The sequence below is a fragment of the Arenibacter latericius DSM 15913 genome (assembly GCF_000424985.1).
GTDB classification, from domain to species: Bacteria; Bacteroidota; Bacteroidia; order Flavobacteriales; family Flavobacteriaceae; genus Arenibacter; species Arenibacter latericius.
On sequence record NZ_AUKX01000038.1, the window covers coordinates 38,303 to 52,557 of the forward strand.

The 14,255-nt window shown below is 34.7% G+C and carries 14 protein-coding genes; 9 read left to right on the top strand and 5 right to left on the bottom strand.

Translation table 11 applies throughout. The features are described from left to right. The first annotated feature begins 11 nt into the window (after positions 1-11). The 5 genes from H344_RS21090 to H344_RS20205 all read left to right on the top strand — a co-directional run bounded on the left by H344_RS21090 (position 12) and on the right by H344_RS20205 (position 4,824). Positions 12-2,336, top strand: coding sequence for an aminotransferase class III-fold pyridoxal phosphate-dependent enzyme (locus H344_RS21090; RefSeq protein WP_051254298.1), 2,325 nt, complete (start codon positions 12-14; stop codon positions 2,334-2,336). A 230-nt stretch (positions 2,337-2,566) separates the two neighbouring features. Continuing rightward, positions 2,567-3,043, top strand: a complete 477-nt coding sequence (locus H344_RS20200; protein WP_051254299.1) for a 3-hydroxyacyl-CoA dehydrogenase family protein — start codon at positions 2,567-2,569, stop codon at positions 3,041-3,043. 24 nt (positions 3,044-3,067) lie between these two features. Continuing rightward, complete coding sequence (locus H344_RS0112205; protein ID WP_026810582.1) at positions 3,068-3,379, top strand: transposase; 312 nt, start codon at positions 3,068-3,070, stop codon at positions 3,377-3,379. Positions 3,380-3,387: 8 nt separating this feature from the next. Continuing rightward, entirely contained in the window at positions 3,388-4,275 is an 888-nt protein-coding gene (locus tag H344_RS0112210; RefSeq protein WP_157378260.1) for an IS3 family transposase, read from the top strand. Between the two features lie 36 nt (positions 4,276-4,311). Next, positions 4,312-4,824 carry a 3-hydroxyacyl-CoA dehydrogenase family protein gene (locus H344_RS20205; protein ID WP_262482284.1) on the top strand — a complete coding sequence of 171 codons (513 nt, stop codon included), beginning with the start codon at positions 4,312-4,314 and terminating at the stop codon, positions 4,822-4,824. A gap of 169 nt (positions 4,825-4,993) precedes the next feature. On the opposite strand, the gene H344_RS0112220 is transcribed toward H344_RS20205, so the two are convergent. Continuing rightward, a complete protein-coding gene (locus H344_RS0112220; protein ID WP_026810584.1) occupies positions 4,994-6,199 on the bottom strand; it encodes a site-specific integrase in 1,206 nt (401 codons plus the stop codon). Between the two features lie 419 nt (positions 6,200-6,618). Between H344_RS0112220 and H344_RS0112225 the strand changes: the two genes are divergently transcribed. After that, on the top strand, positions 6,619-7,845 hold the full coding sequence (locus H344_RS0112225) for a site-specific integrase (RefSeq protein ID WP_026810585.1): 1,227 nt from the start codon (positions 6,619-6,621) through the stop codon (positions 7,843-7,845). Positions 7,846-8,191: 346 nt separating this feature from the next. Here the strand turns inward: H344_RS0112225 and H344_RS22360 are convergent, their stop codons facing one another. The 4 genes from H344_RS22360 to H344_RS20220 form a co-directional block, all read right to left on the bottom strand. Further along, a complete protein-coding gene (locus H344_RS22360; protein ID WP_205667174.1) occupies positions 8,192-8,752 on the bottom strand; it encodes a BfmA/BtgA family mobilization protein in 561 nt (186 codons plus the stop codon). A 255-nt stretch (positions 8,753-9,007) separates the two neighbouring features. Next, positions 9,008-9,670 carry a P-loop NTPase family protein gene (locus tag H344_RS0112235; protein ID WP_026810586.1) on the bottom strand — a complete coding sequence of 221 codons (663 nt, stop codon included), beginning with the start codon at positions 9,668-9,670 and terminating at the stop codon, positions 9,008-9,010. A 5-nt stretch (positions 9,671-9,675) separates the two neighbouring features. Then, positions 9,676-10,134 (bottom strand): helix-turn-helix domain-containing protein, encoded by a 459-nt coding sequence (locus H344_RS21095; RefSeq protein WP_051254301.1) that lies wholly within the window; start codon positions 10,132-10,134, stop codon positions 9,676-9,678. 9 nt (positions 10,135-10,143) lie between these two features. After that, a complete protein-coding gene (locus tag H344_RS20220) occupies positions 10,144-10,434 on the bottom strand; it encodes a helix-turn-helix transcriptional regulator (protein ID WP_034256542.1) in 291 nt (96 codons plus the stop codon). Positions 10,435-11,192: 758 nt separating this feature from the next. Between H344_RS20220 and H344_RS20225 the strand changes: the two genes are divergently transcribed. From H344_RS20225 to tnpA, 3 genes are all read left to right on the top strand, one after another. Further along, on the top strand, positions 11,193-12,932 hold the full coding sequence (locus H344_RS20225) for an ATP-binding protein (protein WP_051254302.1): 1,740 nt from the start codon (positions 11,193-11,195) through the stop codon (positions 12,930-12,932). Between the two features lie 585 nt (positions 12,933-13,517). Beyond that, entirely contained in the window at positions 13,518-13,958 is a 441-nt protein-coding gene (locus tag H344_RS0112255; protein WP_169514967.1) for a tetratricopeptide repeat protein, read from the top strand. A 37-nt stretch (positions 13,959-13,995) separates the two neighbouring features. Next, on the top strand, positions 13,996-14,255 hold a 260-nt coding region (gene tnpA / locus H344_RS0112260; RefSeq protein ID WP_034256543.1), incomplete at its 3' end, for an IS66 family insertion sequence element accessory protein TnpA.

Here is a 14,255-nt window from a genome sequence, read left to right on the forward strand (position 1 = left end):
TGGAATTTACAATGACATTACTGAAGCAGGATTATAAAATAATCGTATCCAAGCTTGAAGGCTTTATTCCAGATGAAATATTTGATATTCATGCTCATCCCTTTAATCCAGCACATTTTGCTTCGGATGCCTGGCCTTTTTTGCATGATGTTGGTGTTTTGGGCTGTAATGAACATCGGAGCGCATTGTTACGATATATGCCGACTAAGACCATTCATGGGCTCTATTTTGGAATGCCTCATAGAACTGCAAACCGAGATGAAATGAATAGATGGGTTAGAGAAGAAACCCAATTGAATGGTACATCTTTAAGTCGAGCATTAAAGGTAGTATCTCCTGTAGACGATCCAAAGAAAACTTTAATAGAACTCCGGGATGGCCTTTTTTGCGGTTTGAAAGTCTATCATGTTTATGCTGAACGACTAGATTCAATGAACGCATCTATAACGGAATACGCACCTGAGTGGATGTGGGAAATATTAAATGAAACGAATGGAATCCTACTACTTCACTTGGTTCTTGATAAAGCAATAGCGGATATCGGTAATCAGAAGGAAATAATTCGGTTATGTGCTACTTATCCAAATGTAAGAGTTGTTCTTGCCCATGTTGCCAGAAGCTTTAATTATAGAAATGCTCGGAATGGTTTATGTTCTATGTCAGAAATTAACAATGTTGTTGTAGATACATCTGCTGTATGCGAAACGGAGTCTTTTAGGGCAGTATTTAAAGCTTTAGGGGCGCGTCGTATTCTTTGGGGTTCAGATTTTGCTATAAGTGAGATGCGTGGTCGATGTGTCTCTACAGGCTCGACGTTTTCTTGGCTTCATCCTGAGATCATAGGTTCTGATTCTAAGACTTCTAATAAAACTGATATGACCTTAGTAGGTATTGAGTCACTGTTGTGCTTGCAAGAGATGTGTGAAGATGAAGGGTTGACAGCTGAGGACGTAAAGGATATTTTCTTAAATAATGCACTACGCTTACTTAGCCCACATCTTCCTCCTCCAGTAATTCCTACTGAAATGGATGGCCCAGGGTTATGGGAAAGTGCGCGATCAGTGATTTCAGGTGGTACTGGATTGCTGTCTAAACGCTCAGAAGGATTTGATTCTAATTCTTGGCCTTCCTTTTACTCGCGTTGCTCTGGTTGTGAGGTATGGGATACGTCAGGGCGGAAATATATTGATTATGTAGGAGCTATTGGTGCTGTTCTACTTGGTTATGCTGATCCAGAGGTAAATGCGGCAGTCAGTCGCCGAATATCTCTAGGCTCATATTGTTCATTAGTAAATCCACAGGAAGTTAATTTAGCTGAAATACTCCTTAAGTTGCACCCATGGGCTGGTAAGGTACGTTATGCCCGTACAGGAGGTGAGGCAATGGCTATAGCAGTGCGTATTGCAAGAGCATCTACTGGTAAAAGTGGTATAGCTTTTTGCGGTTATCATGGTTGGAGTGATTGGTACTTTGCTGCAAATTTAGGTAACGATAAGGCGTTAGATGGACATTTACTACCAGGTTTAGACCCAAGAGGTGTGCCTCGAGAATTAACTGGTACTTCGGTACCTTTTAAATATAACGATTTAAATTCATTGGATAATGCACTTAAAAAGCTGAATGGAAATTTTGCCGCAATAGTCATGGAGCCAATGCGCTCACAATTGCCTAATAAAAATTTTATAGAGGAGGTAGCCAAAAAATGTAGCGCTGCAGGCGGGGTTTTAATTATCGATGAGATTACGAGTGGTTTGCGTTATGGCTTTCCAGGAGCACTTTCAAAAATTGGGATTGTTCCAGATATTGTTGTCTATGCGAAGGCTATGAGTAATGGTTATCCATTTGCAGCAATTATCGGTCGCGAAGAAGTTATGCGTAAATCCAATAATAGCTTTATTTCGTCAAGTTATTGGACGGATGGTATTGGAACAGCTGCAGCTCTAGCAGTTATTGAAAAAGTTCAACGCCTAAATGTTCAGGAAGAAGTTTGGAAAAGAGGTCAAAATTTTCAAATTTCTTTGCGAGCTGTTACTGATCGTTATCCATCCTGTAAAATTGCTATTGGAGGTATGCCTGCCACACCTACACTTAACTTCCAACTGGGAGACAAAACAAATGATGCCAAAACTTTATATGTCAGAAAAATGCTTGGTCACGGTTTCCTAGTATCATCTACCTTTTATTTAATGTATGCCCATAAGGAGGAGCATCATAATAAATTGATTGTTGCACTTGATATTGTCTTGAAAGAAATTGAGGAAATCATTAAAAGTGGACGGCTTAAGGAAATGGCAGGAAATAATCGGAACCAATTAGGATTTGCACGTTTGACTTAATTTAAGTTAAAACATTTTAATTTGAATGAAGAATATAGGAAAAATAGCATTTTCTAAATAAAAATTAATTTAGAATGTTTATGGTAGGTGATATTATCAGACGCTTTCCTGAGACAAAAAATTAATAGTCCACTTTTATTATGATAAAAGTAATTGGTGATAAAAGAAATAGGACTGTAGATATTTAAAAATTATTCATTAATTAGAATATAAACTAAGTAAAATAGGAAATGGAAAAACTTGCCATTATAGGATGTGGAACCATGGGACATACGATTGCATTAAGTGCAGTTATTTCTGGGATACAAGTAAAAATGTATGGTGTAAACGATGAGGATATAGAAGGAGGAAAAGCGGGTATTCTCAAAAACCTTAAAACTTTGTCCAATCATGGTTTTATTGATAGAGATAAGATTTTGCTATTAAGTAGTAAAATTATCACAACTTCCTCAATAAATGAAGTCATAAAGGATGCTACTTATGTGATAGAAGCTATTCCTGAAAATTTAAACTTGAAAATGAATCTTTTTAAAGATTTGGATAATCTTTGTGATGAAGACGTAATTTTAGCAAGCAATACATCTGGGTTAAGTCCTAACTCCATTGCATCTTTAACAAAATATTCTCATAGAGTAATTGTAACTCACTTTTGGAATCCCGCACATCTTGTTACTTTAGCCCCACATAAGTTCGGAGTGATATTTTAAATTTCAAATTTATACATTTGAGATATGAAATATAAGAAATGGACCTTAGCGCAGAAGTTGGAGATATTATCCAGTTCCGAAGAAATAGGTATTGTAGAAACCTGCCGTAAATATGGGGTCAGTACTGGCACTTTTTATTCATGGAAGAAGAAGTTCGACCAGAAAGGGGAAGCAGGTTTAAAAGTGCCCTATGACACTAAAAGCAAGGAACTGAAAGAAGCAGAAGAGGAAAATCGTGTGCTTCGTAAGTTACTTGGTGATAAGGAAATTGAACTGGAAGTGCAACGGGAACTTCTAAAAAAAAAGTTTGGGACATCCGATCCAAGAAAGATTTAGTGGATAGGATGCACGCCAAACACAAAATCAGCAAGACCAAACTAATAGATATGGTGGGAATGGTTCATAGCAGTTACTATAGAAAGCCCACCAATGGCAAGAAGGGGAATAAACCAAGCAAGTTTACCTATCACAGCAAAAAAGGCCCGGTTAGCCAGGATAGTGTTATTGAGTCGGTAAAATCAATATTAAAACATCCATTTATTGATTGTGGATATCGGTTAATGACTTCATACCTAAAGCGGGATGGCTATACTATAAACCACAAAAAGCTTTATAGAATAATGAAAGAAGCAAACCTATTAAAACTAGAAGACCGGATAGATAGAAGTGGTTCGGGACGCAAGTTTGTTAAGTTTAGAAAAGTAAATACCTCTAGACCTTTTGAATGTCTGGAGATGGATATAAAGATGGTTTGGATTCCTAACGCCGGTAAAAACGCTTATTTGCTATCTGTAATAGATGTACACACCCGTAGGATCTTAGCCGACTTTTTTTCCTATTCCATTAAACAGAAACAGGTTATAGAATTGCTTTCCCAATTGATTATGGACTACCAATACCCTGATAATATTGTAATAAGGAGTGATAACGGGAGCCAGTTTATAGCCAAAAACGTGAGGGAATACCTTGAGTTAATAGGCGTGAGCCAAGAATTTACCCACATTGCAACACCGGAGGAAAATGCTCATATAGAAGCTTATCACGGAATTTTAAAGAAGGAAGTTTTTAATCGATATGAATATAGAACCTTTGGTGAAATAGAGAGAATCTTAAAAGAATACGTAGTGTTTTATAACAATGAAAGGCTACACGGACTCTTGGGAAGAATTACCCCCATGGAAAAATGGAACACTGAAAAACATAAAATTGTAACTGAAAAATTAACCGCTTAAATTAATCAACGAAATTTAAAAGAATACTCTTGTTATATAGGGGTCAAACCACTTGTTCCGCTTGTGGAAGTGGTTAGAGGGAAGGAAACTAATGATAAAACTGTTCGTCGAACATTTGATTTATTAAAAAAGATGAAAAAGAAGCCTATTGAAGTGAAAAAGGAAATCCCTGGTTTTGTCGCCAATCGACTTCAATTTGCTTTGTTCCGAGAGGCTTTATTTTTACATCAGGAGGGTGTAGCTACAATGGAAGATATCGATAAAGCTGTAGTTTATAGCATAGGGAGAAGATTATGTGTTACAGGACCATTGGTCTCAGCGGATATGGGAGGACTGGATGTGTTTTCTTCGATATCAGATTATTTGTTTAGTGATCTATGTAATTCTAGTGAATCTTTTTCTTTATTAAAGGAAATGGTTCGTGATGATAAATTGGGGAGTAAATCTGGACAAGGTTTCTATAATTGGGATAAGTCATTTACTGAAAAAATACATAATAAAAGAGATAAAGAATTAATTCGATTATTAAAACTTGATTCAGAATACTAGTTTAGGTATGAATTGTGACAACTCCATTTATGTTTTCTTATTCATATATACCTACTCAAAGATTTTATATATAGCTTAGTTTTATAGCTGAAATAGTGCTTATCCTTCCCCGACACCTATGTTGATTTTCCTAAACAATTCATGATAAACAGTAAAAAGAAGAATTTGACTAAAGCAAAAGAGCACTTGCTTCATCTATAACTGAACTATCAAGTTCTTTTAAATAAGCTTGGGTGATAGCCATATTCTGATGTCCTAAAGACTCACTAATAATATCCGTAGCAACCCCTTTCTGCTTTAAGCTATTGGCGAAACTATGCCTAGCGACATAGCTGGTCAAGGTTTTTTCAATATTGCAAATTGAGGCAATCTCTTTTAAATCCTTGTTATATTTGGCTAATGTTTTCTTCTTGCGATTTTCAATTTGAATCGGGGTCATATTATCACGTAAGAGTAGGGGGAATACATACTTGGTTCCATTTGAATTGTCTTGAAAATAATTTAAAATATCCCTAACTGGTGGCAGTATGGTAATATTGAAACTACCTTTAGTTTTGGACCTTACATAAAACAGTTTATCGCCTTTTATTTGTGACCATTCCAAACTCATTTGGTCTGCAAAATTCATTCCACGTGTATAGAAACTGAAGACAAAATATTTATGACTATTGATAAGGTGAGGATATTTGGAAATGTCCATTTTAATTATTTTCGTTACCTCTTCAAAATCTAGGGCTCTTTTAATAGGCTTGCTCTTTAGCTTAGATATTTTGTATTTTTTAAAAGGATATATTGCTGGCGTAATTATATCTCTAGTGATAGCTATGTTGAACAACGTCCTTAACGATCTCATGCGTATACTGATTCCTCCATCAGTACCATGACAGGATCTTAAATAGCCTTCAAACTTTGACAGAAATGTTACATGAATATCTGAAAATTCCAATTTTGAATTTTTTGTATATCGCTTTAATGCTTTAAACGCTTCACCATGAATCCTTGCACTTCCCGTTCTACCAGAAGTGTTTAATTCTTCCATTATTTCCTGCCAAAAACCAAATACATCTTTCTTATGGGGATTTGAAGTTATTCTAAAAGCATTTTCGAAATCTTTTAGAGTGAAATGCTCATTTTTAATTTTTAATTCAGAATAAACCGTATAGGCCCTATCCTTCATCTTAAGTAGTACTCTATTTTGCTGAAGGTACTTGGAGTTATTCTTGAAAAGTCCCAAATTATCATCCCAATTACTTGAACTGCTATTATAAAGTGTAGTAAAATATTTTGATTTCCTATCTTTAGTGACACGTAAGCATATGGGAAATGTACCATCTAATAGTGGCTTTCTTCTAAGAACCAATCGTATAGTTGCCATAATAATAGTTTATCGGGTACAACATAGGTACAACATTTTGTCTAATAAAGGTACAATAATTACAATTAGAAGAAAAGCATTATTTTGTAAATACATGAAAATCAGCTAATAAGAAGCTAAAAGTAGATATATGAAAAATAAAAATCTGTGCCTGGGGGGCGTGGGGTCGCAGGTTCAAATCCTGTCATCCCGACTTAACTATTTTATATAGTTGCATTTAGCTGTTAATCGACTGATTAGCAGCTTTTTGCGTTTTTAGGAGTATCATAAGAAATCACATGAAACCACCTAAAAACGACTTCAACGTGTTGAATACGGGATTTTATAAACCTCCTAAATGTCGTATCTTGAAGTAGCTTCTGAGGGTATTTACTACGTGTTTTTACTTTCTAATTTCACTAATCTAAATGCTACTTAATATGTTAGAATATAGCAAGTTATACATTTTGTTCTTCACTAGAAAGCACAAGAAAAAAAGCGATACATTAAAATTATATGCTCGGTTGACAGTTGGAAAAACACGGTGTGAATTCAGTTTAAATCGGGATTTAACAGCCAGTTTATGGGACAATAACCGGAAAAGAGGAAAGGGATTTTCTAAATATGTGCTGTCTCTGAACAAATATTTAGATCAGATTTTCGCGGGATTGTATGAGGCGCATCGCCAACTTTTAGATGAAGGCAAGGTTATTTCTTCTGCCTTGGTAAAGGCCAGGTATTATGGAGAAGAGGAGGATGAGGGAAAAACCTTGCTTGATTTGATTACCTATCATAACTCCACTATGCATACATCCCTAAAGCCGGGGACTATGAAAAATTATTATAGTACGGAGCGATGCATAAAAAAATTCCTTGAGGACGAATATCAGATGGAAGACATTCCCCTTAAAAAGCTCAATTATCGTTTTATTGTAGATTTTGAGCAGTATGTAAGGGAATATAAACCCGCTACCCGCATGGGCTGCGCCAATAATGGAGCCATGAAGCATATGGAGCGTTTAAAAAAGATGTCTAGGTTGGGGGTCCGATTAGAATGGATGGACAAGGATCCTTTCATCAATTTTAAACTTAAATTTAATAAAACAGAACGACAGTTTTTGACCGAGCGGGAGATAAAACTTATCCAAGAAATCACTTTCAGGGAGTCTAGATATGAAAACATTAAGGACCTATTCATTTTTGCCTGTTATACGGGACTCTCCTATATTGATGTAAAGGAATTGAAGGCAGATCATTTAGTGATTGGTCGTGACGGAGGAGACTGGTTATTCACCAAAAGGGAAAAGACCGATGAACCTTTAAAAATCCCCTTGCTGCCCATAGCAAAGGGAATTATAGAAAAGTATAAGGACAACGAGGATATTAAGGCTAAAGGTAGATTACTCCCTGTTTACAGCAATCAAATTATCAATCAGACTTTAAAAGATATAGCTGAGGCTTGTGGTATTCGAAAAAATTTGACATTTCACGTTGCTCGGCACACTTTTGCTACTGCAATAACACTGTCCAATGGTGTACCCATTGAAACAGTTTCTAAACTATTAGGGCATTCTAAATTGTCTACTACTCAGATTTATGCAAGGGTTTTAGAAAAGAAGATAGGGGAGGATATGCATAATTTGATGATACGGTTACAGGAGAGGTAAGGATTTATGGCTATAGGAAAGGAATAAATGTAAGTAGCTTGCGGTAGGATAATTAACCCCAAATCTTACCCAAGAACTTTGTGCCTGGTTCCTGTCCGATTTTTGTAGTGTTCGGGCAGATAAGCGTATAGCAAAAATCGGATAGGGCGCACTTGCTTAAGTAAATTGGAGAGGTTTTATATTTTATCCATGGCAATTAATTGTGCGCTGGCAAAGATAAAGGCATGAGGTGTTTTTCTACGCTCCATGCTTTTATGAGCGATCCTGAGGAGGTTTAAAAATTCAGCGGTTTTTCAACTTCCACAAGGACTGGATTCGTTTTTCGGGATCATCCAATAGCGCTATCCTAGTGCAATTCTTTTTCTATTTTTATTTTAAGTATTTCAAAATCTGCAGGGGTCATATCCAATTGTAATCTCGGCTTCCCAAAACTGCTCTTTACCAAGTGTAACTTTTTGAGCACTATATAAAACTCCTCCCTGTTTTGCCTTAGGTCTCGTTTAAGGTTGGTATTTTCCTTTTCCATAACAAGGGCCTGCTCCACCTTTTTAAAGAACATATCCCTTTCCGGATCACTATCCTGACCGTATAGTAACAATGGAGCTTGTTCTTGTTTCTTTTTGGGCGAGTGCTCAAATAAAAGTTCTAGCATTGCCTTGGTTGGGAGTATCCCTTGTTTTTCAATATTTTTCATCATGGCCGCCATCGCATTAAACCTTTTTTTGATCAGGTTAGTTATGGTCCTCCCATTGGGTCCAAGGGATTCCTTTGGGGAAATCTCGTTATAGAGGAAAAAGTCCAGCATAGCCTGTAGCGCCTCCGTATGCGTCTTAAAAAACTTCCTCGAAAAGGCTTGGAAATCCTTGACTGTTTCTTTCTTAAAGCGTATACTTTGAAATGACTTCATAATTTTCTGTTTTGTCGCAAATTCTTCCTAAAAGGTTGGGGTTTACAGGGTGTTTGTCGCAAATTAATAAAATTGGAAAAATCATTATTTTTATAAACGCTTAATAATCACCATGTTGGTGGTTAGAATATATATGTAACGCGGCTCTGCCCGTTACCCTCTTGCTATACCATTGTTTTTGTTTCATCTCGGTTTAGAATACCTTTGTTAGAACCAAAACATTGAACCTATTGAAATTTCCTTTTTTTTCTCAAGCTATTTTCTTCGGCTAGGGCCATCCAACTTTAACTGGTTGAACATTCTGATAAACCGATCCGAGATCTGTGTTCCGTAGCGGTTCTCTATTTGAGCAAAACTCAAGTTGGTCGTTATGTGGGTCTTTGTCCCCAAACGTTCAAAGTTCCGATAGCGGTTTAAAAGTATCCTGACAAATACTTCTTCCTTTCCGTATTGGTATACATTGTTTCCCACCGTTTCAGTACCTAGGTCATCGAAGAGAAAAGTCCCCTTAGAATAATATTCTATAATCTCGTCCTTGTTTCTTACGGCATTATATTTCGCTACTACCTCTTGCGCTGCAATGATGGGAAACCACAATTCTGGAATTCGATATTGTTGAGACATGTTCTGGATGATCTTAAAGCTCGTTGTCTTGCCGGTTCCGTAAGAACCAAAAACCAACAACCCTTTTCTAAGCGATATGTTCTCCAAAATTTCAAATTGGGGGTCACCATTCCAATACTTACAGAAATGCCTTAAGAAGTTCTTATTTGTAGCGTCTACCTCGAAATTGATCTCCAAAGGGGCGTAAAACTCTACTGCCGACTTAAAAAAAACTTTTTTAAAAAGCGCTGGGTTGCAAAGCTGTTTGCGCACTGTTTGATGTTCCGAAATTTGATTTAGCCATCCCTTTTCCATATCGTCTATTCTAAGATTGGACTTCTATTTTCTTTTTCTTCTTTTAAAAAGGTAAATTGTTTTATCCTTTGTTTTGTAACTGGTTTATTATGGTAGACATTTTTATCTATGCAGCCTGGACTATACTGTCTACGCTGTTCCGACGCTTTTGTCCTGTCAGCCTTGCCATTATAAATGTTGAAACGCAACAAACTTTTCAGATAACGCTTCCTACCGTCAAAGGCCGTTTCCTCTATCCATCCCAATTTCTTTAGTTCGGTTACGTACCTAGAGACTTGCCGTTCTGAAATATGCAGAAAAGATGCAATGTGCTTGTTGGACATATAGCATTCCTTATCATTTTCGGTAAAGCTATGTATCTCCAGGAATAAAATTTTTGCATACCAGTTCACCTCAGAGTTCAAGTAGATCGATTTCGGAATCCAGATTCCTTTAAAATTTCTATCTAATTTTTCCGTAGCCATAGGCTTCAATTATTTCCTGTTCCTCAACAAGGACCTATTAAATTGCTCCTCCAAGGTTTCATCCGAAACATCGGGTTCCCCCAATAGCCAACTATCTATCGTATCCTTGTTAAAGAATTTCTGACGTATATGGGGGTTGTTGCCCATAGGGATGAGTTTTAGCTGGGTAAGTTTGTAGATTTTGCTCTTGGACAGGCCTGTGTACAGTGCCAAATCTTCCACGTTCATTGTTTTCTTGTTGTGTGCAAGTAGCCCCTTGATTTCCGTTAAGAGATCCACCACTTTTTCTTGTTCTTCCATGATATATGCTTTATGGTTTCCTTCAAATTAGAGAAGCAAATGGCACTGAAAATCAATCGAGAAAATTTTAACTTATAAAAACACTGTTTTTTGTGGGATTGACAACGATTCTTAGAAAAAGGCTAGAATATCGCAACACGCAATTTTCTTATGACCCTATTTGATGGAAGAGTGGGGGATTAAGTAAAGTAGGATTTTAGCATTCTCGTTGTTTTAGTATTTATCAATAAACATATTCTTATCTGGTACACCTCGTACTTTTCTTTCTATTTTATTAATAAACCAACTTTTAAAGATTTACAGTTTTTTAATTCTAACTGGTCAATGCTTGCAAGTATTATTGAGTCAGTTATTTCTCACTACCTGTATTACGGAAAATGACTACTAAATTCATTTTTAGCTTTAGGTTATAATTTAATTTTGCTAAAAACCAATGACTTTAAATTTATAAAGCAGTTTAATAGAAAGAGATTATAAATTTATAGTGTTTTAGTTGATTTTTATAAATCAAATCATACCTACTTAATTTTGGTTCTGGTAAGATTTTGTAAGTCGATTAAAAGATGAATTGGAATAAGGTGAGCTAATAGTTTATCATTTATCCTGAATCTTCTTATTGGTATAGAAGTCTAGTATTCTGTATGAAAAATTATAGTGATTAATCATTAATACGTGTTCAATTTACGATAAAAATAAATTCATGCTATTAACGAATTAAGTTCATAAAAGAAATCAATTATAATAGTAAATTTTCATGAATGTTAATTAACAAATACCATCCATTACTTAATAATCAACTTAATAAAATTAATTCGAAAGGGTTGAGCTATGCAAGTATTTTATCTTTTTTAAAAGATGTTAATCAGACCTATATAAAATTTGATAATGAAATCAACACTTTTGAACATAATTTGGAAGATAGCTTTAAAGAGCTTTCCATAGCCAATAAAAAATTAAAACAGGAAAGAGATGTAACCAAATCTAAATTAGAGACTATAATTGATAATGTAGAAGGGATTATTTTTGAGACAGATTTGGAAGGTAATTTCGTATTTTTAAATAATGCATGGACAAATTATTCCGGATTCTCTATTAAGTCCTCCATAGGTAAAAGTTTCAAGGATTTTCTTAGAAAAAATTCAATAGAGTTAAATGGAGAGGGAGCCAAATTATGGAATAAAGAAAAAATGCAAATTAAATTTGTATTTAAGCATGAGAAAGAAAATGATTTTATATGGTTTGAGGTAAAAGCTAAGCTAGTTACTGATGATAAGGGGGATGCAAAAGGATTTATAGGAACAATTATAGATATTACAAATCTAAAAACTACGGAGATTGAACTAAAGAGAGCAAGCGAAACAAAGGATATGTTCTTATCTACTATGTCTCATGAGATTAGAACACCATTAAGCGCAGTTATAGGTTTAACAGACATTCTATTTTCAGAAGAATATTTACCTCACCAAATGGAGAATCTTAAAGCTTTGAAATATTCGAGTGAACACCTATTAGGATTGATGAATGATTTATTGGATTTTAATAAAATTAAATCTGGCCAACTTAAAATTATTGAAAAGGATTTTAGTCTACAATCATTTCTGGAGAATATTAGAGTTCAGTTTTCGATAGAAGCACAAAAAAAAGGAATCGAATTTAGTATCGTAGAGGAGAATAATGTTCCAAATATTATAAAAGGGGATAAATTAAGACTTTCTCAAATAATAAAAAACCTATTAAGTAATTCTTTAAAGTTTACTGAAAAGGGAATAATTATATTAAGGGTTATAAATATAGGTATTAATAGTAATGAAATTTCTCTCCAATTTAACGTTGAAGACACGGGAATAGGAATTTCCAAAAGTCAGCAAAAGACCATTTTTGATAGTTTTGTGCAAGCTGACCCTGAAACTAGTGTTCGGTATGGAGGTACTGGTTTAGGTCTTTCTATAAGTAAAAAGTTATTAAAGATGCAGGGGAGTGATTTATTTGTAGAAAGTGATTTGGGCAAGGGTGCTACTTTTTCTTTTATTATCACCTATAAATTATGTAATCGGCTTAATATATATAATCCTGAAAAAATTATACAATTGCCAATATACACCCCTCTAAATATAAATGTTTTAGTAGCTGAAGATAATAGAGTGAATATGCTGATATTAAAACGATATTTTATTAAATGGCAGGTAAATTACACCATAGCTGAAAACGGTGAAGAGGTATTAAAGTTGTTATCTAGTCCAAATAATGATTATGATTGTATTTTGATGGATTTACAAATGCCTATTTTAAATGGTTATGAAACAACTAAGATTATAAGAAATTTGACAGATCCAGAAAAATCCTTTACTCCTATAATAGCTTTAACAGCATTTAGTCCTACGGAATTAAAAAAGGAAATGGAACATTATAAATTTAACGGTTTAATAAGCAAACCATTTAATCCAAAGGAATTGTATACGGTATTAAAATCATATTCCAAGGAACTTTGTCACATGTAAGGGATTTCAACCCCATTAAATGATATTCATTAAATTTTATTTCTAGTGTGTTGAGATAAAGAGATGTCATTATTTAAAATGACACGACCTAATGTTAAAAGATTATTAGAGAAGAGAGCTTTATACTTTAATTAATTCAATTCTGAAATTTACTCTCATTAAATTTTAAGCATTATTAATTGTAAATAGAATATAGATTAATTACATCCATACTCTAAACCTGATTTATAGTGTTCCGGCTAGTTTATTAATCTAGGTATTATATTCATATAATATTCGCTTCAATGGACCTTATTATTCCCATTCGAAAACATGAATCATTTTGCTAAGATTTACGTATGTTTTGTTAAACAATTAAATGACAGGATCTAAACTTGATATATCCTATACTTTTAATTTAATCCATTTTTATTAATAGTACTTGAGTAGTATAATAGTTTAACAAAGAATATTAACTTTGTTATTTGACTATTATTTACTAAAAGGCTTGCTATTATCAATACTCTCACGATTACTTTAATGTTTTTTTTCTGCCTGCAATGTAATTTATTGCTAGCATCCGATAGTATAGAACCAAAGAATGAGTTGTCTCATATCAATGCATTAACAGATAAAACAGCAAAGAGTCATATTATTGAAGCTCAAATTTTGATTGATTTGGGAGAATATGATAAAAGTATAACATATTTAAATGTAATAGCTGAACGTTACAAAGGTAATAGTAAGGAGGTGAAAGCTCGCATATTAGGTGGTTTAGCGAGAAATGCCTTTATGCTGGAGCTGTATGAAAAGGCTGTAAAACTTTGGGAAGAAGCTATTGAAGTTATCGATGATGCAGATAAATACCCATATCTCTTAGCTGTTTTTCGGAATAATATAGCTTCGGCTTATTTAAATCTAGGAAACACTGATGATGCACATCGCTATTTACTTAAGTCTATAGACGGTTATCCCTTGAGTCAAACTTATCAAATGCTTTCTAAGCTTGTTTGTATGCATCCCACCAAACACATATTGTTAACTTAATTTCCTGCATCTAGCTTTGCCCATAAATTAGTATATAATGAGCAAGGAAGAGAAAATGTTTGCCCTTATCGAGGAATTTGAGGACAGTTCCCTTAACGGTAGAGAATTTTGCAAGGAAAAGGGCCTTTTGCCCTCCACCTTCTATTACTGGAAGAAAAAGAAAGCACAAGAGGAGACATCCGTGAGCGGGGGATTTGTTGCCATCCATCCTAAATCGGAAATAACGGGAAACTTAGAATTGATTTACCCTAATGGGGTCCGGCTACGATTGGACACCTCACAACTTCCATTGATCAG